The organism is Roseibium sp. M-1 (genome assembly GCF_054515675.1).
This window is the reverse complement of sequence record NZ_CM137257.1, coordinates 3,147,027-3,169,428: the sequence shown is the minus strand read 5'-3', so window position 1 is coordinate 3,169,428 and position 22,402 is coordinate 3,147,027. Positions and strand designations below refer to the sequence as shown.

Sequence of the window (22,402 nt, the reverse complement as noted above, 5' to 3'; positions counted from 1 at the left end):
GGGAGGAGAAAAGATGACGCAATTTCGGAAGACAAACGGTATTTCCCGCCGCCTGTTCCTGGCCGGCGCATCGGCCGGATTGGCCGCGCCCGCAATCCTGACCCGCACGCGCGCCTATGCTGCCGACCCGGTCATCAAGATCGGCCACGTCAGCCCGCGCACCGGACCGCTTGCCGGCTTCGCCGAAGCGGATGACTATGTGCTGGAAGGCATCAGGCAAGCCCTTGCCGGCGGCATTGAAAACAACGGCAAGACCTATCAGGTCGAGATCATCTCGAAGGACAGCCAGTCGAATCCGAACCGGGCCGCGGAAGTTGCCTCCGAGCTGCTGCTCGGGGACGAGGTCGACATCATCGTTGCCGCGTCCACTCCGGACACCACCAACCCTGTGTCCGACCAGGCGGAACTCAACGAAGTTCCGTGCATCACCACCGATTGCCCCTGGCAACCCTTTTTCTTCGGCCGCAACGGCGATCCGCAGACCGGCTTCGACTACACCTACCACTTCTTCTGGGGTCTTGAGGACGTCATCAATGCCTTCCTGGATCTCTGGCAGAGAAGCGGTGTGCAGAAAAAGGTTGGCGGCCTGTTCCCGAACGACGCCGACGGCAACGCCTGGGGAGACGAGATCCACGGCTTCCCACCAGCCCTTGCCGGGCAGGGCTTTCAACTGACGAACCCGGGCCGCTATCAACCGCTGACGGATGATTTCTCGTCCCAGATTTCAGCCTTCAAGGAAGCCGGTTGCGACATCATCACGGGCAACATGATCCCGCCGGATTTCGCGACCTTCTGGGCCCAGTGCGCCCAGCAGGGTTTTGCGCCCAAAGTTGTCACCATCGGCAAGGCACTCTTGTTCCCGTCGGTGATCGAGTCTCTTGGCGACCGCGGCGACGGCCTGACATCCGAGATCTGGTGGTCCCCCGACCACCCGTTCTCGTCGTCGCTGACCGGCGTGTCGGCGAAGGAACTGGCGGACGGCTACATGGCCGCCTCCGGCCGGCCGTGGACCCAGCCGATCGGCTTCAAACACGCGCTGTTCGAGGTCACGACGGACGTGATCCGGCGCAGCGCCGATCTCGACGATCCGGGTGCGATCCTCGATGCCATCAAGGGCACGAAACTGTCCACGGTGGTCGGCCCGGTGGACTGGAGCAACGGACCGGTGCGGAACGTGACCAAGACGCCCCTTGTCGCCGGCCAGTGGCAGAAAGGGTCAAACGGGTTCGATCTGGTGATCACCGCAAACCGCAGCGCGCCGTTCATCGCCACCACCGGCGAGTTGAAACTCCTGTCCTGACCCGGGTCCGGCGCACGGTCATTCACCTGTGCGCCGCCAACAGACACGAAGGTCTTCATGACTGCTGTTCTCGAACTCAAGGGCGTTTCCAAAGCCTATGGCGCGGTCACCGTGGCCGATGGCCTGAGCTACCGGCTGAGTGACGGCGAGGCGCTTGGCGTGATTGGACCGAACGGGGCCGGAAAAACCTCGATGTTCAACCTGATCACCGGCACAATCCGCGCCGACAGCGGCCAGATCCTGCTTAAAGGTGAGGACATCACCCGCCAGTCGGCGGCGCGGCGCTGTCGAAGCGGTATCGCCCGGTCGTTTCAGGTGCCGCAACCCTTCGCCGGTATGAGCGTTTTTGAAAACACCCTGGTGGCGGCGATCCACGGCACGGCCGGATCGCTCGCCGAGGCGAACGCCCATTGTCTTGAGATTCTGGAGCTCACGGGGCTGATCGACAAGGCCAACGAGCCTGCAGGCAAACTGACCCTGCTCGGACGCAAGCGCCTGGAACTGGCGCGTGCGCTCTGCGCACGCCCCGACATCCTGCTTCTGGACGAGATCGCCGGCGGTCTGACCGAAAAGGAATGCCACGAGCTTGTGGCCACCATCAACACCATCCGCAAGACCGGCCTCTCGATCATCTGGATCGAGCATATCGTTCATGCGCTCCTGTCCGTCGTCGACCGGCTGATCGTCATCGACTTCGGCCGCAAGATCGCCGATGGCGATCCGAAGGAGACCATGGCCAGCCAGGCTGTGCAAGAGATTTACATGGGAGTGGATGCCGATGCTTGACGCCCTGCTCTCCACAAAGGCGCTGGAAGCCCATTACGGCGATTTCCAGGCCCTCTTCGGGATTTCAATCGACGTTCTGCCGGAGGAAGTCGTTGCGATCATCGGGGCCAACGGGGCCGGCAAGACCACCTTGATGCGGTCGATCACGGGACTGATCCGGACAAAGCCGGAGATGGTAATCTGGAAGGGTGAGCCCGTCGGCGCGCTCAGGGCCGACCAGGTGGCCCATCTCGGCATCGCGATGGTGCCGGAGGGACGGCAGCTGTTCCAATCCCTGTCGGTGGAGGAAAATCTCATCATCGGCGGTCAGATGGGCCGCAAGGGACCCTGGTCGCTGAAGACCGTCCAGGACCTGTTCCCGATCCTGAAAGAACGCCGTCATGTGCCGGCCACGGCGCTCTCCGGCGGCCAGCAGCAGATGGTCGCCATCGGCCGCGCGCTGATGTCCAATCCGGACATTCTGCTTTTTGACGAAATCAGCCTCGGGCTCGCGCCGATCATCATCAAGTCCATCTATGAGGCGCTGCCCGCCATCATCGGCGAAGGCATGAGCGCGATCATCGTGGAACAGGACATTGCCAAGGCGGTGAGCGTATCAAACCGGGTCTACTGCCTTCAGGAAGGCCGGGTCTCGTTGCAGGGCCGGCCGGACGAGCTGAGCCGCGAAGCCATCAGCGCCGCCTATTTCGGAGTATAAGATGGACTGGATCAACGCAATCCTACAGGGAATTCTTCTGGGCGGGCTCTACGCACTCTTCGCCGCCGGCCTGTCGCTGATCTTCGGCGTGATGCGGTTGGTGAACATTGCCCATGGCGACTTCATCGTGCTCGCGGCCTTTCTCGGCCTGACCATTACGACGACACTCGGCCTGTCGCCACTGCTTGCCCTTTCGCTCGTCGTTCCGGTCATGGCCGGGATCGGCTATGGGCTGCAGCGTCTCATCCTGAACCAGACCCTTGGCGACGATATTCTGCCGCCGCTTCTGGTCACGTTCGGCCTCTCCGTCATCATCCAGAACGGCCTTCTGGAGATCTACAGCGCCGACCCGCAAAAAATCAGCGCCGGCGCACTGGAAACCGCCAGCCTCGCCCTGCCCGGCGACCTCAATATCGGCCTCCTGCCACTGTTGATTTTTGCTGTGGCGGTCGCCGTGATCGCCGGCCTGCAATGGGTCTTCTACCGCTCCGCGCTTGGGCGCGCCTTCCGCGCGGTCTCCGACAAGCAGGACATTGCCCAGCTCATGGGCCTCAACAAGGCCCATATCTTCGGGCTCGCCATGGCCCTGTCGCTGGCGGTGGTCGGCCTGGCAGGCGTCTTTCTCGGCATCCGTACCAGCTTCGATCCCTCGATCGGCCCCGGCCGCCTGATCTTCGGCTTCGAGGCGGTGATCATCGGCGGTCTCGGTAATCTCTGGGGCACGCTGATCGGCGGCATCATCCTCGGGGTCAGCCAGAATATCGGCGCCCAGATCAATCCGGGCTGGCAGCTGCTGGCCGGTCACATCGCCTTCCTCATCGTCCTTGCCGTCCGCCCGCGCGGCCTCTTTCCGAGGATCGACTGATGACGACGTTGCCGAACACCTATTCCATTTCCCGCTCCTCGACGGCGAGCCGGATCGCGGCTGTCGCGGGCACGCTGGTGCTGGTCCTTCTGATCGCGGCACCGTGGTGGGCGGGCCGGGCCGACATGCGGCTTTTCAGCGAGCTGTTCCTCTACCTGTCGCTCGCCTGCCTCTGGAACCTCCTGGCCGGCTATGCCGGGCTCGTCTCCGTCGGCCAGCAGGCTTTTGTCGGCTTCGGCGGCTACATGCTGTTCACATTGGCGATCTTTGCCGGTCTTTCTCCTTTGGTCGCGATCCCGCTCGCCGGGTTCCTTGGTGCTCTCGTCGCCGTGCCGGTCGCCCTTTTGATCTTCCGACTGCGCGGAGCATACTTTGCCATCGGTACCTGGGTGATCGCCGAGGTGTTCCGGCTGTCCTTTGCGCAGATTACCGCGCTGGGAGGCGGCTCCGGAACCAGCCTGCCCGTCGCCATTGTCCGGGACATGGCCTCCAGCCGCGACCTGCGCGAGGCAACCACCTACTGGCTGGCGCTCACCATGGCCGTGATCGTCCTTGCGGTGATCTATCTGTTGCTGCGATCCCGAAGCGGGCTGGCTCTGACCGCGATCCGCGACAGCGAGCTGGCATCGCAAAGTTTCGGCATCGACCTCTGGCGCAACAAGTTCGTCGTTTACGTCCTCACCGCCGGCCTGACGGCGATGACTGGAGCCCTGATCTTCCTCCAGAAGCTCCGGATCTCGCCGGATGCCGCCTTCAGCGTCAACGACTGGACGGCCTTCGTGATCTTCATTGTCGTGATCGGCGGCATCGGCACCCTTGAAGGCCCGATCATCGGCGTGATCGTGTTCTTCCTGCTGCGTGAAACACTCTCGGATCTCGGTACGACCTATTTGCTGATCCTCGGCGTTGTGGCGATCGCTGTAATGCTGAAAGCGCCAAAGGGGCTCTGGGGAACGCTCAAGGAACGGACCGGATTGGAGCTGTTCCCGCTGGCACGGCGGGTCGTGAAGAAGAAATTCTAACATCGGGAGGCGGCCATGGCCCGCACACGCAACAAGACCATCATCACCTGCGCGGTCACAGGGGCCATTCATACGCCAACAATGTCGGATGCTCTGCCCTATACCTACGAAGACATCGCCCGCCAGGCGATAGATGCAGCTGAGGCCGGCGCCTCGATCCTGCATCTGCATGCCCGCAACAACGAGACCGGCGCTCCCTCGGTCGATCCGAACGATTTCGCCCCGTTTCTGCCGCGTATCAAACAGGCAAGTGACGCGGTCATCAATATCTCGACCGGCGGTTCGCTGACCTTGTCGATCCAGGATCGGATCCGGCCGGCTGCCACCTTCAGTGCCGAAATGTGCTCCATGAACATGGGCAGCATGAATTTCTCGTTCCATCCGCTGGCCAAGCGCTACGACAGCTGGAAATTCGATTGGGAAAAGGACTATGTCGCCAAGTCCGACGGCAACATTTTCCGCAACACCTTCAGGGATATTCGCGAAGCCGCCGAAACCCTTGCGCCGCATGACATCAAGTTCGAGCACGAATGCTACGATGTCGGCCACCTCTACAATCTGAAATTCTGCATGGAGGCCGGGCTGTTCAAAGCACCGGTCTTTATCCAATTCGTCATGGGCATCCTGGGCGGGGTCGGGGCGGATATCGACAATCTGGTCTTCATGAAAAAGACGGCCGACAAGCTTTTCGGCGACACCTACCGCTGGTCGGTCTTGGCAGCCGGCAATGCCCAGATCCCGCTGGCAACAACTGCCAGCCAGATGGGCGGCAATGTCCGGGTCGGTCTTGAGGACAGCCTCTTCATCAGCAGGGGACAACTGGCGGAGTCAAATTCGCAGCAGGTCGCCAAGGTCCGCCGGATTGTAGAAGAGCTCGGCAGCGAAGTCGCAACGCCCGACGAAGCCAGGGAAATCCTTGATCTGAAGGGGGCCGACCGGGTGTCGTTTTAAGACCGGGACGATCAGTTGCCCTTTTATAAAGTGTTCTAAATGCTGTCAGGTCACTTGACGCACTTTTATGGCATTCTGGAGATCCTGGCAGCACCTCTGCTTGCCACTCTTTTCAATCATTTGTTCAGTTTGAATGAAAGGCTGCTCATAGGGGTAAGCCGAAAAATGATGATAGTCCGAATTGGGGCCGCTTAGCCGACATCTGGCGGCCTCTCTTCTTCGCAAATGCACCGAATGGCGGCGTTGGCAGGCTGCATCGCAGCACCCTATTATCAGGAGAATGACCGGTTCGGGCCGCAAAGGTGACACATTGGGACGTTCGGTCATCGCGAAACAAGGATGGCCCGGAAATCGTTGACATTCGTCAGGGTCGGGCCGGAGATGACCTGATCGCCAAGCGCGGCAAAGAAGGAATGGCTGTCGTTCTGGTCGAGTGCAGCCTGCATCGAAATCCCCAGTGCCCGGGCACGGGCAGGTGTCGTTTCGTCGATCACGGCACCGGCGACCTCCGCTGCACCGTCGACACCGTCGGTGTCACAGGCGATGGCCGAGATGCCCTTGGCGCCGTCCAGCGCGCAGGCGAGGGCGAGGCAGAATTCGGCATTCGGTCCTCCGGTTCCCCGGCCACGCCTCGAGACCGTGCATTCACCTCCCGAAAGCAGCAAGGACATTTCGCCGGGAGCGAGGGCGGCGAGTTCTTCGAGTGCCGTCCTGGCGTGATCAGCCGCAACGTCGCGCGCCTCGCCTTCAATCGCATCACCGAGCACCCTGACCCGTATGCCCAGCCGGGCCGCATGTTGCCTTGCCGCGTCGAGCGACATGGCCGGTGCGGCGATCATGACATTTTCCACCCGCGACAATTCGGGCGCAGCCGAAGGCCACGTACCCGCCGGGCCGGCAAGAACGGCCTGCATCGACGCGGTCAGCCCGATCGACCAGTACGCGGCAATCTTCCTTGCGTCTTCAGGGGACGTTTCATCGGCAACCGTCGGGCCGGAGGCGATCATTGCCGGATCGTCTCCTGGAACATCCGAGATGATCAGGGACAGCATGCGCGCAGGCCAGGCCGCGGCGGCGAGGCTGCCTCCCTTGGCACGGGAGAGGTGCTTGCGCAGGGTGTTCATCTGCGAGATCGGAGCGCCCGAGGCGAGCAACGAACGGGTCAGATCCTGCTCTTCTTCAAGGGTAATATCGCCAGCCGGAGAGGTGAGGAGGGCGGAGCCTCCGCCCGAAATCAGAGCTAGGACCAAATCATCCTCTCCGCAAGTTTCGAGAAGCTGAAGCAGACGCCGCGTTCCGGCTAGCCCGCGACGATCCGGGACCGGGTGCGAGGCGCATACGACTTCTATTCCCTCAAGATGCCGGGCGTATCCGTCACGGGTCAGGATCAGGCCTTCACAGGGCCCCCAGACCGCCTCGACGGCCTCGCCCATCCTGGCAGATGCCTTGCCGGCGCCAACGACGACGACGCGTCCTTCCGGACGCGGCGGCAACGCTGAAGGTACGACGCGCAACGGGTCCGCAGCCGCGACAGCAACATCGAAAAGCTCCTTCAGGACGGTGCCGTGCCGGCCGCCTTCGGGACGTGCAGCCGGACCCCTGTCAGGAAAGTGCATCGGCGACCGCCTTGCCGCAGGTTATCGTGTCCGCCGACCCGCCCAGGTCGCGGGTTCTGAGCGCCTGTTCGGCCAAGACCCGTTCGATTGCGGCAACGATGTCCGACGCGGCTTCGCTGTGGCCCAGGTGGTCCAGCATCATGGCGCCGGCCCAGATCTGCCCAATCGGATTTGCAATGCCCTTGCCCGCGATATCGGGAGCCGAGCCGTGGACAGGCTCGAACAGCGAGGGAAACGTGCGCTCCGGATTGATGTTCCCGGACGGAGCGATGCCGATGGTTCCGGTGCATGCCGGGCCAAGATCGGAGAGGATGTCGCCGAACAGGTTGGAGGCAACCACCACGTCGAACCTGTCGGGGTTCAGCACGAAATGTGCCGTCAGGATATCGATGTGATACTTGTCGACATCGACATCTGGAAAGGCCTTGGCTATCTCCGCAACCCGCTCGTCCCAATAGGGCATGGTGATCGAGATGCCGTTTGACTTGGTGGCCGAGGTCAGCCTCCTGCGCGGACGCTTCGCGGCCAGTTCAAAAGCGTATTTCAGCACCCGGTCCACACCGATCCGGCTCATGACGGTCTCCTGCAGGACCACCTCGCGCGGGGTATCGGCAAACATCTTGCCCCCGATCGAGGAATATTCGCCTTCGGTGTTTTCGCGCACGATCCACATGTCGATGTCGCCGGGTGCACGCCCCGCCAACGGGCAGGGCACGCCGGGCATGAGGCGGGCGGGACGCAGGCTGATATACTGGTCGAACTGGCGGCGGAACTGGATCAGCGATCCCCAGAGCGATACGTGGTCCGGAACGGTGTCGGGCCACCCCACCGCGCCGAAGAACAAGGCGTCGTGGGTTTCGATCCGGGATTTCCAGTCGTCGGGCATCATCTGCCCGTGCTTCGCGTAATAGTCACAGGACGCGAAGTCGAATTCGTCGAAATCCATGCCGATGCCGTGCCGTTTGGCGGCGGCTTCGAGAACGCGGAGCCCCTCCGGAACGACTTCCTTGCCGATGCCATCTCCAGGGATAACTGCGATTTTCAAGTGATTGTTCATGGCGCTTCCTAGTCGTTGCGGCCGCGGATTGCAGCGATGACTGCGTCGGTGACCATGCGCGTGGTGGCCTTGCCGCCAAGATCGGGGGTGTGCAGCGAGGGATCGGCGGTGACGGTTTCAACTGCTCGCATCAGCCGTTCGGCTGCCGGTTTTTCGTTGAGGTGCTCCAGCATCATCGCGGCCGTCCAGAAAGTCGCCACCGGGTTGGCGACGCCCTTGCCGGTGATGTCGAAGGCACTGCCGTGGATCGGCTCGAACATCGATGGCGTGTCCCGTTCGGGGTTGAGATTCGCTGTGGGCGCGACCCCGATCGAGCCGGAAAGAGCGGCGGCAAGATCGGAAAGGATATCGGCGTGCAGGTTGGTCGCGACGATCGTGTCCAGCGAGGACGGGTTCATCACCATGCGTACGGTCATGGCGTCCACCAGCATCTTGTCCCAGGTTACGTCCGGAAATTGTCGTGCGATTTCGGCAGCGATCTCGTCCCAGAGCACCATGCCATGCCGTTGCGCGTTGGATTTCGTCACCACGGTCAGCAGCTTGCGGGGACGGCTTTGCGCCAGCCGGAAGGCAAAGCGCATGATACGCTCAATACCGGCACGGGTGAAAATCGAGACATCGGTTGCGACTTCCAGCGGCAGGCCCGGGTGGGACCGGCCACCCTGTCCCGCATACTCGCCTTCCGAATTCTCGCGAACGATGACCCAGTCGAGCTCTCCACCGTTCACATGGCGCAGGGGCGACCGGATGCCGGGCAGGACACGGGTCGGGCGGACATTTGCGTACTGGTCGAGCGGCTGGCAGATCGACAGGCGCAGTCCCCAGAGGGTCAGGTGATCGGACACGTCGGGTGCGCCGACCGCACCGAAGAGGATCGCGTCGAAGGCTCGCAACAGATTGGCGCCGTCCTTGGGCATGAATTCGCCCGTGCGCTTGTAGCGATCGGTCGACCAGTCGAAGTTCTCGACCTCGAATTCGAAGCTGCCTTCCCGGCCGGCCAGCGCCTCCAGCACCTCCAGGCAGGCATCGACGACTTCCACGCCTATCCCGTCGCCGCCGATGGCGGCGATCTTGTGCGTTCTCTTGCTCATGATTTACTCCAGTTCAGAAAAGCAGTCCGGCGGGCATGCGCAACAGCAGCACGTTCGCCATAAGCCACCAGAAGCCCGTACAGATCGCGATGCCGGCGGCAGACCAGATCAGCCAGACACGAACCGCCGGACGGTCGTAGTCCGCGATCGCCATGATCAGTCCGAAGGCAACGAGGCTGGTGGCCAGGAAGCCGATCCCGGGCATCGCAATGACCCACACCATCATCACTGCGCCGAGTGCCGTCCTGCGGCGGGTGCCGCCGTCAAAGGCCGGGTTTGCACTTGCCGGGGCTGCCGGACGGCGGATGTGCTGGACGATCAGCATTGCGGAAAAGACCATCAGGGCGACGGAGATGGTTTTCGGAAACACCGAGCCCAAGGGCGACATGCTGCCAGCAACGGTGTAGATCCACACGCCGAGCGCGATGAAGAGGGCGGCGATGACCATTGAGGGCAGGTTGCGGGTCTTTCCTTCGGGCTCGATCCCCGCACCGGTGTCCTCCACCACGGTACCGGCTGCCTTGAGCTGGCGACGGCGTTTTGCCTTCCATTCCGACCAGATCGGGAAAAGGAGTGTCAGGAGCGCGACGCAGATGATGCCGATGCTGATCGGCCGCCCGAAGAACATTTCGGGAATGCGGCCGGATGCATTGCCGATGAGCCAGGTCTGCACGAAGCCCTGTTCGGCGATCGAGCCGAGTACCAGGCCGAGCACGATCGGCGAAGGCTGGAAGCCGTAGCGGTTCAGGATCCAGGCGAGAATCCCGAGCGCGACCATGAGCTGCGAGTCCTCCACGTTGGAATGGATCGCAAAGGAGCCGATGATCGTCAGGAGAGCGACGGTCGGAGCAAGGACGGTCTTGGGCAACTTGATGATGGAATTGTAGGCGTAGCGTCCGATCAGAAGTCCCATCGGCAGCATCAGCACCGTGGCGATCAGCAGTCCCCAGATGAAGGTGTAGACCACGGGTGCGTCGGTGGTGAACAGTGTCGGGCCTATCTTGATCCCCTGGACCAGGAGAGCGCCCAGGATAATCGCATCCGGCGGTGTTCCAGGAATGCCGAGGACCAGTGTCGGGATAAAGCCGCCTCCGACGGTCGCGTTGTTGGCAGCCTCCGTCGCAATGACACCGTCTGGGTTGCCCTTGCCGAAGCTTTCAGGCTCGCGCGAGGAGCGGCGGGCCTCGGAATAGGATACGAGACCTGCAATCGAACCGCCTGCGCCCGGCAGGATGCCGATGACGGTACCGATGATGGAGGAGCGCAGGATATTTACCTTGCTCGCGATCGCCCTGCGCGTGCCTTCCATCAGCCTGAGGCCGCCGGTGACTGAGGGTTTCAGGTGCGGGTCCGCGGTCGCGACGAGATCGAGGATCACCGGCACGCAATAAAGGCCGATGATGGCAGAGGTCAGATCGATCCCCGACAGGAAGCGCTGCATCCCCATGGTGTAGCGAACGTCTCCGCCGACAACGGCAACGCCGACCATCGACAGGAACAGGCCGATACAGGCGCCGATCAGCCCCTTTATCGTATTGCCGACCGACAGGGCCGCAATGAGGGTCAGTCCGAAGACTGCCAGCCAGAAATATTCCGTGGGCCCGAAGGCAAGCGCGACCTTGGCGAGTGGCGGTGCCAGCATCAGGAGCGCAAGCGCTCCGATAATGCCGCCGGCAACCGACGCGATGGTTGCCAGCGAAATTGCAAGCCCGCCATCGCCGCGCTTGGCCATGGGAAAGCCGTCGAACGTCGTCGCGATCGCCGAAGGTGTTCCGGGCGTATTCACAAGGATTGCGGCAAAGGCTCCGCCGTAGATGGCGCCCGTGTAGATCGCACCGAGGGCAATCAGGCCCGCGGCGGGATCCATCGTGAATGTGAAGGGGACAAGCACGGCCACCGCCATGGTCGCCGAGAGTCCGGGCAGCGCGCCGATCACCGTTCCGAGGACCACGCCGACAAGCGCGAGCATCAGGTTGAACGGCGTCAGGGCGTCCAGAAGGTAGCCGAGAATGTCCATCTTCGCATGCCGTTACTGAATGATACCCAGCGCTTTCGCGCCCTCGGTATATTCCTCGACCCGTTTGGCGACGAAGTCATCCATCTTGTCATAGCCAATGTCGGTCAGAACGAAGCCGCCGTCTTCCATCTTCTTGACGAAATCCGGCTGCGAATTGATCTGTGACACGATGTCGGAAATGCGCTGGCGCAGATCTTCTGGGGTCGACGCCGGAACCGCAACGCCGCGGTAGGCTCCGCCGACGATGTCATAGCCAAGTTCCTTGAAAGTCGGCACGTCGGGGAAGGCGGGCAGGCGCTCTTCCGCCGCGACCGCAAGCATCCTGAGCGCATCGCCCTGGCTGATACCGGAAGTCGCATAGTTGAAACCTGCCATCGTCGAGCCGCCAAGAACCGCGGTGATGGAGGGGCCTGTTCCTGAGAAAGGAACATATGTCGTCACCACGTCAGCCTGACTGTTGAAGCGGATCGCGGCGAGATTGTTCGACGAATTGGAGCCCGACCCCGCAAAGGTGACGAGGCCCGGATTGGCCTTGGCGTATTCGATCAGCTCGCCAAGCGTGTTGAACTGGCTTTCCGCGCGCACGAAGATGGCGTCCGGTGTGTAATGGAAATAGTGCACCGGCGTCAGGTCCTCGGTTGCATATCCCACCGAACCGGCAAGCGGCTGAAGCACGGTATGCGGCATGTTGATGCCCATGATGGTGTAGCCGTCGCCGGGCAGAGAATTCAGCTGGGACCAGGCCTGCGCACCGCCCGCGCCGGGCTGATACTGGATGACGACCTGCTGGCCGGTCACGTTCTCCCATTCGGACTGCTGGAACCGGGCCGAGATGTCGGATTCCCCGCCTGCATTGAACGGGATAATGTAGGTCATCGGCTTGTTCGGGAAATCCGCCGGCGACTGGGCGACAGCGGAGCCCGCCGCCCCCAGCAACGCGACAAGAATGGTTGCGACTGTTTTCTTCATGGTTTCCTCCTCTTGGAATGCCGCGCGCGGCACGGCGGAATTTGAAGCAGCACGCCGCACTGGCCGTGGCCTGCAGACACGATCTGCTTCCATCCCGGGAGCAACGGTCGGCTGCGCCCAGGGTCCGGTCACTCCTCACAGACCGGCAAGAAGAGCCTAGACTGCTGCGTTGGAATAATTAAATTCAGATTTTGCACTTCATTATTGCGTAGAGGTAATCAATGAACGAGGGCGATCTGGGATTTTTCGTGCTGCTCGCAAGGCACGAAAGCTTCGTTGAGACGGCTCGGGAAATCGGGGTGACTGCATCGGCTGTAAGCCGCAGGCTTGCCCGGCTCGAGGAGAGGCTGGGCGTTCGCCTCATGAACCGCACGACGCGCAGGGTCAGCCTTACAGGCGAGGGGGAGGTTTATTTCCGCAAGGCGGTTCGCTTGCTGGGCGAGATAGAGGAACTGGAAAACAGCCTCCGCGTGGGACGGGAGCGCCCCAGTGGTCTGCTGCGCATCAACGCCACCTTCGGTTTCAGCCGGGCCTATATTGCGCCGACCGTTGCGGAATTCTCGGACCGGTATCCCGACGTCGACGTCCAGCTGGTGGTGACCGATGCGCCGATGAACATCATCGAGCAGGGCTTCGATCTGAACATCCGGTTCGGCAATCCGCCGACAAGCAACCTGATCCAGCGTCTTCTGCAAAGGAACCGGCGCTTCATGTGTGCCTCGACCTCTTACCTGGAAACGCATGGGGAACCGAAAGTATTGAAGGACCTGAAGGATCACGAATGCATCGTGCTCAGACAGGAGCATGACATCTACGATATCTGGAGGTTCGACGACCTGGGAGGAGAAGCCGCTTCGGCGCGCGTGAACGGCAGGCTGAGTTCGAACGACGGCGAAATTGCGCGCGAATGGATGCTGGCAGGCCATGGCATCATGCTTCGGTCCGAGTGGGATATTGCGAGCCACGTTCGGGAAGGACGTCTACGGGTCGTTCTGCCGGACTATTTCCAGACAGCGAACATTTCGGCCATCTATCCGGAGCGTCACAACCTGACCGCAAAGGTGCGCCTCTTCGTCGACGCGCTTGCCGAGCGGTTGCAAAAGGCCAATGCAGCCGAACCGTTCCAGATCTCCGGTCATCATCTCAATCGCGGGCGGTAGGCATCGCGTTGAATGCGACAACCTGCTACTAATGCAGAAATCGCATGGATTGGAAGGAAGGTCGGCCTATGGACCTGGCGCTGCTTGAGGACTTTCTCGAACTGGCGCGCGAAATGAATTTTTCACGCGCGGCCGAAAAACGGAACCTGACCCAACCCGCATTCAGCCGCCGCATCCGCGCACTCGAGAGCGCCATCCAGACCCCCCTTGTCGTTCGCACCACGCGGCAGGTCGCTCTGACGCCGGCAGGCAAGGCGTTCCAGTCCCGGGCGGAAGCAATCGTCAGACTGCTTTCCGACGCCCGTCTGGAAGCTCTGGAAGCTGCGGGGCAGGCGCAGCGCTTCCTCAATCTCGCTGCCACTCATGCCTTGTCTTACACATTCGTACCCCGCTGGCTGATGCAGGTGGCGGGACCCGGCGAAGTCGGCACGCTCAACATGGTTTCGGACACACATCGACAATGCATCCGGCTGATGGAAAGCGGTGATGTCAATTTCTTCATTTGTCACAGAGGACCGGTTGGTCCTGCGGTTTTGCCGGAGAGGCAATTCACCTACCATACCATCGGAAGAGACTGTCTCGTCCCGCTCTGTGCGCCGGATTCCGGCGAGCACCCAATCTGGAGCCTGGAAGCCGGACTGCCGGACATCCCGTTCATTTCCTACGCTGCGGCCTCAGGGCTGCACACCATCCTGGAATCCTACTGGGCGGTCCATGGGCGCCCACCCTTTCGCGTCGCCATGAGTTCCGTTCTCGCTTCCGCCAATCTTGAAATGGCAAAGGAAGGTCAGGGCGTCGCCTTCCTTCCGCTTTCGCTTGCAGAGCCGGAACTCTCCCGTGGCAGTCTCGTGCGGTCGGGCGGGCAAGACCGGGACATCGAGGTTGAAGTCGTTATCTACCGGCCACGTTCGCGCCTGTCTGCTCACAGCGAAGCGTTCTGGCAGAAGGCGGTGAATGCCGACGGCATCTGATTTATGTCATTTATGCATAATTATACCCGGAAACGGCATTGGCCGGCTGAAGCTGTCTTCGTCTAGTTTCCCCGTCAACGCCCACGCTTGCAGCAACACAGGAAAACGCCAATGCGCATTGTCGATATCTGCGAGGTCACAAAACCGATCTCCTCGCCAATCCGGAACGCCTATATCGATTTCAGCAAGATGACGGCAAGTCTTGTGGCCGTTGTGACCGATGTCGTCCGGGACGGGCATCGGGTCGTGGGCTACGGCTTCAACTCCAACGGCCGTTACGGGCAGGGAGGGCTCATCCGCGAACGGTTTCGCGACCGCGTGCTTGAAGCCGAACCCGCGTCGCTTTTGAACGACGAAGGAACGAACCTGGATGCCCACCGGATCTGGGCGGCTATGATGCAGAACGAAAAGCCGGGCGGGCACGGAGAGCGCTCTGTCGCGGTCGGCACGATCGACATGGCTGTGTGGGACGCGATCGCGAAGATCGAGGGCAAGCCGCTGTTCCGCCTGCTCGCCGAGCGAAAGGGCCTCGAGGCCAACCCGCGCGTTTTCGTCTATGCCGCCGGCGGATACTATTATCCCGGCAAGGACGACAGTGCCCTGCGCAAGGAGATGCGCGGTTATCTCGACCGCGGCTACAACGTGGTCAAAATGAAGATCGGCGGGGCGACGCTGGCAGAAGACCAGCGCCGGATCGAAGCAGTGCTGGCTGAAATCGACGGCGAGGCCCGGCTTGCCGTGGACGCAAATGGGCGGTTTGATCTTGAAACCGCCATCGCCTACGCAAAGATGCTGCGGCAATATCCGCTGTTCTGGTACGAGGAAATCGGCGACCCTCTCGACTATCAGCTTCAGGCCGCGATGCCGGAATTCTATCCTGGTCCCATGGCAACGGGAGAAAACCTGTTCTCGCACCAGGATGCCCGCAATCTGATCCGCTACGGCGGGATGCGTCCGGACCGGGACTGGCTCCAGTTCGACTGCGCCCTTTCCTACGGCCTTGTGGAATATCTGCGCACCCTCGATGTGCTCGATGAGCTTGGCTGGTCCCCGTCGCGCTGCATACCCCACGGTGGACACCAGATGTCGCTCAACATCGCGGCAGGGTTGGGGCTTGGGGGCAATGAGAGTTACCCGGATCTGTTCCAGCCCTATGGAGGGTTTCCGGATGGCGTTGCGGTTTCAGATGGCCATATCGTGATGCCCGAACTGCCGGGCATCGGGTTTGAGGGCAAGTCGGACCTGATAAAGGTGATGCACAACCTGGCACGTTAAGTTTGCTCGACTGCAGCCTGGAGCAGTCTTCAGGCTCGGTTTGACAATGCCGCAATCACATTGAATGGCAAGCCCTCGCTACCGGTTGGTTACTTTCAACGGAGGCCTTGCGGATAGTCGTGAAGAATGTCCGCTCTCAAGATTATGAGCAAAAGGCCGAAATGACAAAAATGGGCGCGCAAATCCGCTGGTTGGCGGCAGTCTGCACGTAGGAAATTGCCATGTTGTGCGCGGTCCCGCAGTGTGCGGGGCCGCACGTTTTCAAATCTCAGTATGTTCCGCTAGCTCCAGGGCATCTTCGATATCCACGCCCAGATACCTGACCGTGTTTTCGATCTTGGTATGCCCCAAAAGGATTTGTACGGCTCGAAGATTGCCGGTCGCCTTGTAGATCATCGCGGCCTTGGTGCGCCGAAGCGAGTGGGTGCCGTAGTCTTCACGGCGTAGTCCGATCGCGGTCACCCATTCGTCCACCAGGCGGGCATACTGGCGAGTGCTCAAATGATCGGTGTGGTCAACTCTGCTGGGGAAGACATAGTCGTCGATCGATCCGCCGCGCCGTTCGAGCCACGCGAGCAAACTCGCCCTCACATCTGGAGTTATTTCGAATTGAACTGGTCGGCCGGTCTTTTGCTGAACGACCATCGCTCGGGATCGGATTTCGGTTCCAGTGACGAGCGTTCAAATCTTCATCTTCACGAGATCGCAGCCGCGCAGCTTGCTGTCGATCGCAAGATCAAACAACGCACGATCTCTCATGCGCCCTTCCCGATCGAGAAAGAAGCGGATTGCCCAGATCTGACGTTGTTTCAACGGCTTCTTGACGCCGACCTTTCGACCGGCATTCCATGCCGGGCGCCCCAATGCATTCGGATCAAATTGTGCAGTACCCATTTCTGTTCTCCTTTGACCAACGTTGGTCATCTGGAGAACACTTGAGTTCAACGTGGGGGCCGTGAGGGGGCAGGCCGCTAATCATTTGAAAAAGTCAAATACGGCCACGTCCAAATCCGGATGCTCCGTATCCTGATAGCGAAAAGTGCCGGAAAGTGCGGGTGCGTTTCCTCACCCGCCCCTTTCCGACGCCAATCGCAAATACCGCTTATTCCTTCAACTCTATGACCGTCAAGTTGCCATTGACCCGGTCCGCCGAAAACTCGATTTCCTGGCCTTCCTGGACCTTCTCCAGCATGGCGTCATCGGCCATGCGGAAGACCATGGTCATTGCGGGCATGTCGAGGTTCTTGAGTTCCTCGTGAATGATGGTGACCTTCTTGCCCTTCAGGTCGATCTTCTTCACGGTACCCTTGGTGTATTCCGTGGCAAAGGCAGCGGTCGAAAGAGCGGTGCCGAGAGCACCTGCAAGGATGAGACCGATAAGCTTGTTCATTCCATTCTCCTGTTTTTGAGAGTGATTTCGATCATTTGTGTCCGGCATGGCCGGCATGACCGGCATGCGGGTCGCTGGTTGCCGCCCCACCCGATGCCGGCGGGACCGCTTCGGAAGAAGGCACTGCGCGGCTGGCTTCCGGCAGGTCGCCGGTCCATTCCCAGGCCTGGGTTCCGGGCGGGTTTTCGTACCAGCCGGGATCGCTGTAATCGCCGGCTGAAATGCCTTCGCGGACCTTCACGACGGAAAACATGCCGCCCATTTCGAGCGGGCCAAAAGGCCCCCAGCCGGCCATCATCGGCACGGTGTTGTCGGGCAATGGCATGGACATTTCCGCCATTTCCGCCATGCCGTTGCTGCCCATGGGCATGTATTCGGGCTGCAACAGCCGGATCTTGCGGGTCAACGCAGACTTGTCCGCACCGATGAAGGTCGGCACGTCATGGCCCATGGCGTTCATCGTGTGGTGCGACTTGTGGCAGTGGATCGCCCAGTCGCCAAGATGCACCGCATCAAACTCGTAGGCACGCATCGCTCCGACCGGGATGTCGATGGTGACCTCCGGCCAGCGGGCTTCCGGACGCACCCAGCCGCCGTCGGTGCAGGTGACCTCGAAGTCATAACCGTGCATGTGGATCGGGTGATTGGTCATGGTGAGGTTGCCCACACGCACCCGCACCCGGTCGTTCTTCGACACCACAAGCGGATCGATGTCGGGGAAGATCCGGCTGTTCCAGGTCCACAGGTTGAAATCGGTCATGGTCATGACCTTCGGCACGTAGGAGCCCGGATCGATGTCGAAGGCGTTGAGCATGATCAGGAAGTCGCGATCGACCGGCATGAAGGACGGATCCTTCGGGTGCACGATGAAAAAGCCCATCATGCCCATCGCCATCTGGACCATCTCGTCCGCATGCGGGTGGTACATGAAGGTGCCGGACTTCACGAGATCAAACTCGTAAACGAAGGTTTTACCCGGCGGGATGCCGGGATGCGACAGGCCGCCGACACCATCCATGCCGGAAGGCAGAATGATCCCGTGCCAGTGGACCGAGGTATGCTCGGGGAGCTTGTTGGTGACATAGATCCGGACACGATCGCCTTCGACCGCCTCGATGGTCGGTCCGATGGATTGGCCGTTATATCCCCAGAGATAGGCGGTCATGCCGTCCGCCAGTTCCCGCTCCACCGGTTCGGCAACCAGGTGAAATTCCTTCACGCCGTTGTTCATCCGGAAGGGCAGCGTCCAGCCGTTCAGCGTGACGACGGGATTGTAGGGCGTTCCCGTCGCCGGCGCTTTCGGCGCCTGTGTCGACGGCCCGTCCATGAGGGCGGCTTCCGGCAACCCCACGTTGGATGTCTTTGCCCACGCGGCGGTGGACACGAGTGCGGCACCGCCTGCACCCGCCCCCAGAAGCTGACGTCTGTTCATCATCGTCATGATCCTTTCGTGTGGCATCATCAGTGGCCGCCGCCTCCGGCTTCGGCGGTTCTCACGGGCGCCGAGCCACCAGCGTCCCCGTCCATCCCGCCGCCGAAAATGGCCGCCGCCAGATCCGCATCGGCAAGCCAGAAGTTCTTCCGCGCATTGACGGCCAGAAGCTGGGTGTCGATACGCGCCCTTGTGTCCGCAAGCAGATCGAAGGTGTTGGTGATCATGCCGTTGTAGGTGAGCAGGCTTTCCTCCTCGACCGACTTGCGCAGCGGAAGGACGGCATCGCGATAATGCCGGGCAATCTCGTGCGAGGACTTGTAGGCCGTGTAGGCCGAGCGGGCCTCCGAACGGATGTTCACGGCCTTTTCGGCAAGCTTGTTTGCCGCCTGCATGTAGGCGTATTCCGCCTTGCGCTGTCTTGCCTTGCCGCTGTCGAAGATCGGGATCGCAAATTCCAGCTCGATCTGCGGCGTGACGATGGTCTTGGACTTGGATTTCTCCTCGAGTTCTGCTCCATGGAGCTCGTACTCGGTCTCGACCTCCCGCTCCGCCTCTACGCCTGCGATGAGTTCCAGATCGGTGACGTATCTGGTTGCCTCCGTCAGGCGGTAGCTTTTGGCGACGGCCTCGAGCTCAAGCTTTGCAACCTGGAGGTCGATCCGGTTGCGCAGGGCATCGGCCTCGATCGACGGATTGCCGCGCGGCGCTTTCGGCAGGCCCGGCAGGCTGTCGGGTACGAAATACTGTACATCCTGCCCCCACAGCCCCATCAGGCGCGTCAACCGCTCCTTTGCCAGGGCCGCAGCCAGCCGTGCTTCCGCCTTCTGGCCGGTCAGTTCGGCATAGAAAGCATGTTCACGCGCCTGACCGGCCTTGGGCATGGCACCGGTCTCGCCCAGTTTCTGGGCAAGCTGCGATGCCGCATCCGCCGCGACCTGCGCCTGGTTGAGATAGGCGACCGTCTCGAAGGCGGCCACCGCGTCGATCCAGGCTCGTCTGGTTTCCGCGGCGAGGGAAAGCGTGTCGCTGATCGCAATGGCCTGCGCCTGGCGGAACCTGGTATCCGCGATGTCGACCCGCTGTTTTTGCGTCGCAAGCGACAGCAGGTTGGCGACAATCGTGCTTTCAATCGTGCGCAGTCCGCCGATCTCGGGATGGGCAAGGCCGAGAAAGCCGACGGAAACGACCGGGTTTTCCAGCATTGTCTCTTGCCACGCCTCCGCAGCGCTCATGCCGAGTGCCGCGTAGGATGCCTGAAGGCCGCGATTGTTGAGAAGGGCAACCTGGACCGCGGTATCCGCACCGATCGTCTTCTTGTGCACCATTGCGCGGACACGGTCGGAGACCACCCTGGCCTGGTCCGCGTTCTCGATCCAGACGGTTTCCTTGTTGCCCGTTCGTGTGGCGGCTCCGGAAGAAACCGTCAGGAAACCGGGTTGCCTTTCGGAATAGGAGGCAACCTGATCCGGGGAAACACATCCGGCCAGCAAAACGGCAGATGCGGCAACAAGGAGCGACTTCACTGCAAGTGTCTTCACGACCCACCTCCGTGACCGGAGGCCTGATCGTCATTGAGTTTGCGCCAGGAGCCCGGTTCTACCGGGCCGCGCGCTGTATAACCTGCGGTCACAGAAGACGGATAAATGGCATGGATGGCCGTGCCCGGATCTTCCGGGCCCGGGCCGGCGGAAAGGCTCGGCAGGGATGCTGTCGATGCGCAGCCCCCGACCAATAGCGGCGAGAGCGCTGCAATAACGCTTAGCTTCATTGAAACTCACTGATCTCGATTGTGCAAATGTCGCCGTGGAAAACGGCGCATGACTTGCCCGGATAGAAACGGGTCGAGATCAGCGTCTGGGAGGGCGCTCTACGCTGTAATCGGAAGCGCCGGAAAGCGAACCGGCCGATGGCTGATAGGGCGGCAGCATTCCCCAACCGGAGAAGACCGGCACCTGCAGGACCGCCAGATCGAGAAAACAGAAGGACGGACAACAGGTCTCGGTAGAGGTTTTTCCGCTCTTCTTCGCCATGGCGGCGGGGCAGTCAGCCAACTGGCCGCTCGTGACGGCGTGATGCTGGACATGGTGCATGTGCCCCATGGACTGTGCGGCCTGGTGCGACACCAGTTGATCGGCGGCAACCCGAGCATGCGCATCTGCTCCCGGAAGAACGGTTCCGAGAAGAAAGATGCCTGCAATGATTATCTGAAGCAGGTTGCGCACGGACCACCTAACCGGGAAACAGATATTCTGTAACGAGGGCACCGGAAGGCGGCAACTGAAATGTCCGTGATAGGCGCATTTAACCACCATTGCAGTGACCCTGCGTCATATGGAGCTTGGCAACCGATGTTCCAAGACTTGGTCGTCGATCATTTCGCAGATGGCCGGTTCATGAGGCGGCGGCAGCCGCTGACGGCGAGCCCTGTGAGGCTCACCGTCCCGGCAATTAACAATCTTCTTGTCAGCTTCATCATCCGAGGATCATTCGCCCATGGTCATATAGGGCTGCGGTTCATCGGATGAATTCTTGCCAAGCGCGAAGACCGTATACCTGGCTTCCGGATCGTAGCCCATGCCGAGCGAGCCCTGGGGCATGCCCGGCACGGCGATGCCGCGAATGTCCGGCCGTTCCGTCATCATCTTCCGGATCGCTTCCAGCGGCACGTGCCCTTCGATGATGTATTTGCGGTCCTTGCCGATGACTGCCGTATGACACGCCTGCATATCATCGGGCACACCCGCCTGCTGCTTGATCCCGGAGAGGTCTTCCATGTCCTCTATGACAACATGGAAGCCGGATTCCCTGGCGGCATCTGTCCAGATTTCGCAGCATCCGCACCAGGGCGACTTGTAGACCGTGATCGTGTTGTCCTCGTCGGCAAAGGCAGCCGGTGAAAGCGACAGGACGCTTCCGAGCATGAGAAGCGCAAGACCCTGCTTAATCATTGTTCCGGTCCTTTCCCGCATGTGCATCGTACGTCTTGCCTGCAAGCCGGTGCATGAAAAGATGCATGACCAAGCAGGCTAGCATCGGAGCTGCCAGGAGCAGCGTCTGCAGCGGGGACTGCCCGGCCGGCGCGCCGGCAATCAGCACACCGGTCGCACCAAGCATGACAGCGCAGCAGGCCAGCATGAAAAGAACGTGTCCGTTCAAACGCATGCGGGGTGACACTCCGGACGTTCCGCCCTGCCGCATCGAAGATCTCGACACGGATCTGGCGGTCAGAAAATCATGTGAGCTCATTGAGCATTCACCTTCCGTTTCAGGGTGAACGGTCGCTGCCCTGCAGATGCTGAAGCGCGCAAATATTCCCGTTCACCGGTTCCAACAAATGTCTATTGAAGAGCGCAATGAGGCGCTCCGGAGCGAAGGCTCAGACGTTTCTCGGAGGTCGGAGGTGCGGAACCGGCGTGCCGCCGGAATAGGCAGGCTGAGGGGCGATCTCAAGCGCCGCACTGTCCTGGAACTGCAGGATCACGAAGTCCACATGAAGGGACACGCAATCCGCGCTGCAGCCGGAAATCTTCAAGGCTGCTCCGGGTTTACCGGAAGTCTCGCAGCATTTGACGTGATGTGTGGGGAAAGATTGCGCTTCATCGGAGACATCAACCGGAGCCATCTGATCTTCGGCGACGATTGCGACTTCGACATCGCCGTAGGCGGCGGCCGTATGGACCCCCGCGAACAGGATAATCAGCAATGTCGCTACAATCTTGCGCATGTACTCTGGATACCTCACACACCACCGCAAAGCCACAACTGAAATTGGACAGAACAGCGCAGGCAGGTGCGATCCC

21 protein-coding genes and 1 pseudogene are annotated in these 22,402 nt (G+C 61.2%); 9 read left to right on the top strand and 13 right to left on the bottom strand.

From position 1 onward, the window contains the following. Positions 1–13: 13 nt before the first annotated feature. From ACX3M4_RS14285 to ACX3M4_RS14260, 6 genes are read left to right on the top strand one after another with little or no spacing between them, the layout of a single operon-like run. Complete coding sequence (locus ACX3M4_RS14285) at positions 14–1,300, top strand: ABC transporter substrate-binding protein (RefSeq protein ID WP_459359218.1); 1,287 nt, start codon at positions 14–16, stop codon at positions 1,298–1,300. A 57-nt stretch (positions 1,301–1,357) separates the two neighbouring features. Continuing rightward, complete coding sequence (locus tag ACX3M4_RS14280; protein WP_459359217.1) at positions 1,358–2,086, top strand: ABC transporter ATP-binding protein; 729 nt, start codon at positions 1,358–1,360, stop codon at positions 2,084–2,086. Further along, positions 2,073–2,783, top strand: coding sequence for an ABC transporter ATP-binding protein (locus ACX3M4_RS14275; protein ID WP_459359216.1), 711 nt, complete (start codon positions 2,073–2,075; stop codon positions 2,781–2,783). Before ACX3M4_RS14280 ends, ACX3M4_RS14275 begins: the two co-directional genes overlap by 14 nt. Before the next feature lies 1 nt (position 2,784). Continuing rightward, positions 2,785–3,648 (top strand): branched-chain amino acid ABC transporter permease, encoded by an 864-nt coding sequence (locus tag ACX3M4_RS14270; RefSeq protein WP_459359215.1) that lies wholly within the window; start codon positions 2,785–2,787, stop codon positions 3,646–3,648. Then, the gene (locus ACX3M4_RS14265; protein ID WP_459359214.1) at positions 3,648–4,670 is read left to right on the top strand and encodes a branched-chain amino acid ABC transporter permease; all 1,023 of its coding nucleotides are present in this window, start codon (positions 3,648–3,650) and stop codon (positions 4,668–4,670) included. The genes ACX3M4_RS14270 and ACX3M4_RS14265 overlap by 1 nt, the downstream gene beginning before the upstream one ends. Before the next feature lie 15 nt (positions 4,671–4,685). Then, positions 4,686–5,621, top strand: coding sequence for a beta-keto acid cleavage family enzyme (locus tag ACX3M4_RS14260; RefSeq protein WP_459359213.1), 936 nt, complete (start codon positions 4,686–4,688; stop codon positions 5,619–5,621). A 323-nt stretch (positions 5,622–5,944) separates the two neighbouring features. Here ACX3M4_RS14260 and ACX3M4_RS14255 read toward each other — a convergent pair whose 3' ends face one another. The 5 genes from ACX3M4_RS14255 to ACX3M4_RS14235 are packed head-to-tail and all read right to left on the bottom strand — an operon-like array spanning position 5,945 to position 12,371. After that, entirely contained in the window at positions 5,945–7,237 is a 1,293-nt protein-coding gene (locus ACX3M4_RS14255) for a glycerate kinase type-2 family protein (RefSeq protein ID WP_459359212.1), read from the bottom strand. Beyond that, positions 7,224–8,294 carry a tartrate dehydrogenase gene (locus ACX3M4_RS14250; RefSeq protein ID WP_459359211.1) on the bottom strand — a complete coding sequence of 357 codons (1,071 nt, stop codon included), beginning with the start codon at positions 8,292–8,294 and terminating at the stop codon, positions 7,224–7,226. The genes ACX3M4_RS14255 and ACX3M4_RS14250 overlap by 14 nt, the downstream gene beginning before the upstream one ends. 8 nt (positions 8,295–8,302) lie before the next feature. After that, a complete protein-coding gene (locus ACX3M4_RS14245; RefSeq protein WP_459359210.1) occupies positions 8,303–9,385 on the bottom strand; it encodes a tartrate dehydrogenase in 1,083 nt (360 codons plus the stop codon). A 13-nt stretch (positions 9,386–9,398) separates the two neighbouring features. Then, positions 9,399–11,402 (bottom strand): tripartite tricarboxylate transporter permease, encoded by a 2,004-nt coding sequence (locus ACX3M4_RS14240; protein ID WP_459359209.1) that lies wholly within the window; start codon positions 11,400–11,402, stop codon positions 9,399–9,401. A gap of 12 nt (positions 11,403–11,414) precedes the next feature. Then, positions 11,415–12,371 carry a Bug family tripartite tricarboxylate transporter substrate binding protein gene (locus ACX3M4_RS14235; RefSeq protein ID WP_459359208.1) on the bottom strand — a complete coding sequence of 319 codons (957 nt, stop codon included), beginning with the start codon at positions 12,369–12,371 and terminating at the stop codon, positions 11,415–11,417. Between the two features lie 221 nt (positions 12,372–12,592). On the opposite strand from ACX3M4_RS14235, the gene ACX3M4_RS14230 reads away from it, so the two are divergent. The 3 genes from ACX3M4_RS14230 (at position 12,593) to ACX3M4_RS14220 (ending at position 15,777) form a co-directional block, all read left to right on the top strand. After that, positions 12,593–13,531 carry a LysR family transcriptional regulator gene (locus ACX3M4_RS14230; RefSeq protein ID WP_459359207.1) on the top strand — a complete coding sequence of 313 codons (939 nt, stop codon included), beginning with the start codon at positions 12,593–12,595 and terminating at the stop codon, positions 13,529–13,531. Between the two features lie 68 nt (positions 13,532–13,599). After that, positions 13,600–14,502: a LysR family transcriptional regulator gene (locus ACX3M4_RS14225; RefSeq protein WP_459359206.1), complete on the top strand. Its 903-nt coding sequence runs from the start codon at positions 13,600–13,602 to the stop codon at positions 14,500–14,502. Between the two features lie 111 nt (positions 14,503–14,613). Continuing rightward, positions 14,614–15,777, top strand: a complete 1,164-nt coding sequence (locus ACX3M4_RS14220; protein ID WP_459359205.1) for a mandelate racemase/muconate lactonizing enzyme family protein — start codon at positions 14,614–14,616, stop codon at positions 15,775–15,777. Between the two features lie 261 nt (positions 15,778–16,038). On the opposite strand, the pseudogene ACX3M4_RS14215 reads toward ACX3M4_RS14220, so the two are convergent. The 8 genes and pseudogenes from ACX3M4_RS14215 to ACX3M4_RS14180 form a co-directional block, all read right to left on the bottom strand. Then, a pseudogene (locus tag ACX3M4_RS14215) lies at positions 16,039–16,671 on the bottom strand (tyrosine-type recombinase/integrase). A 208-nt stretch (positions 16,672–16,879) separates the two neighbouring features. Further along, a complete protein-coding gene (locus ACX3M4_RS14210; RefSeq protein ID WP_459359204.1) occupies positions 16,880–17,167 on the bottom strand; it encodes a copper-binding protein in 288 nt (95 codons plus the stop codon). 31 nt (positions 17,168–17,198) lie between these two features. Further along, positions 17,199–18,602 carry a multicopper oxidase family protein gene (locus ACX3M4_RS14205; protein ID WP_459359203.1) on the bottom strand — a complete coding sequence of 468 codons (1,404 nt, stop codon included), beginning with the start codon at positions 18,600–18,602 and terminating at the stop codon, positions 17,199–17,201. 26 nt (positions 18,603–18,628) lie between these two features. After that, the gene (locus tag ACX3M4_RS14200) at positions 18,629–20,140 is read right to left on the bottom strand and encodes a TolC family protein (protein ID WP_459359202.1); all 1,512 of its coding nucleotides are present in this window, start codon (positions 20,138–20,140) and stop codon (positions 18,629–18,631) included. A gap of 309 nt (positions 20,141–20,449) precedes the next feature. Continuing rightward, the gene (locus ACX3M4_RS14195; protein WP_459359201.1) at positions 20,450–20,824 is read right to left on the bottom strand and encodes a hypothetical protein; all 375 of its coding nucleotides are present in this window, start codon (positions 20,822–20,824) and stop codon (positions 20,450–20,452) included. A gap of 261 nt (positions 20,825–21,085) precedes the next feature. Next, positions 21,086–21,550 (bottom strand): DUF411 domain-containing protein, encoded by a 465-nt coding sequence (locus ACX3M4_RS14190; protein WP_459359200.1) that lies wholly within the window; start codon positions 21,548–21,550, stop codon positions 21,086–21,088. Next, positions 21,543–21,764, bottom strand: a complete 222-nt coding sequence (locus ACX3M4_RS14185; RefSeq protein ID WP_459359199.1) for a DUF2933 domain-containing protein — start codon at positions 21,762–21,764, stop codon at positions 21,543–21,545. Before ACX3M4_RS14185 ends, ACX3M4_RS14190 begins: the two co-directional genes overlap by 8 nt. Positions 21,765–21,978: 214 nt before the next feature. Then, the gene (locus ACX3M4_RS14180; protein ID WP_459359198.1) at positions 21,979–22,326 is read right to left on the bottom strand and encodes a hypothetical protein; all 348 of its coding nucleotides are present in this window, start codon (positions 22,324–22,326) and stop codon (positions 21,979–21,981) included. Between the last annotated feature and the right edge of the window lie 76 nt (positions 22,327–22,402).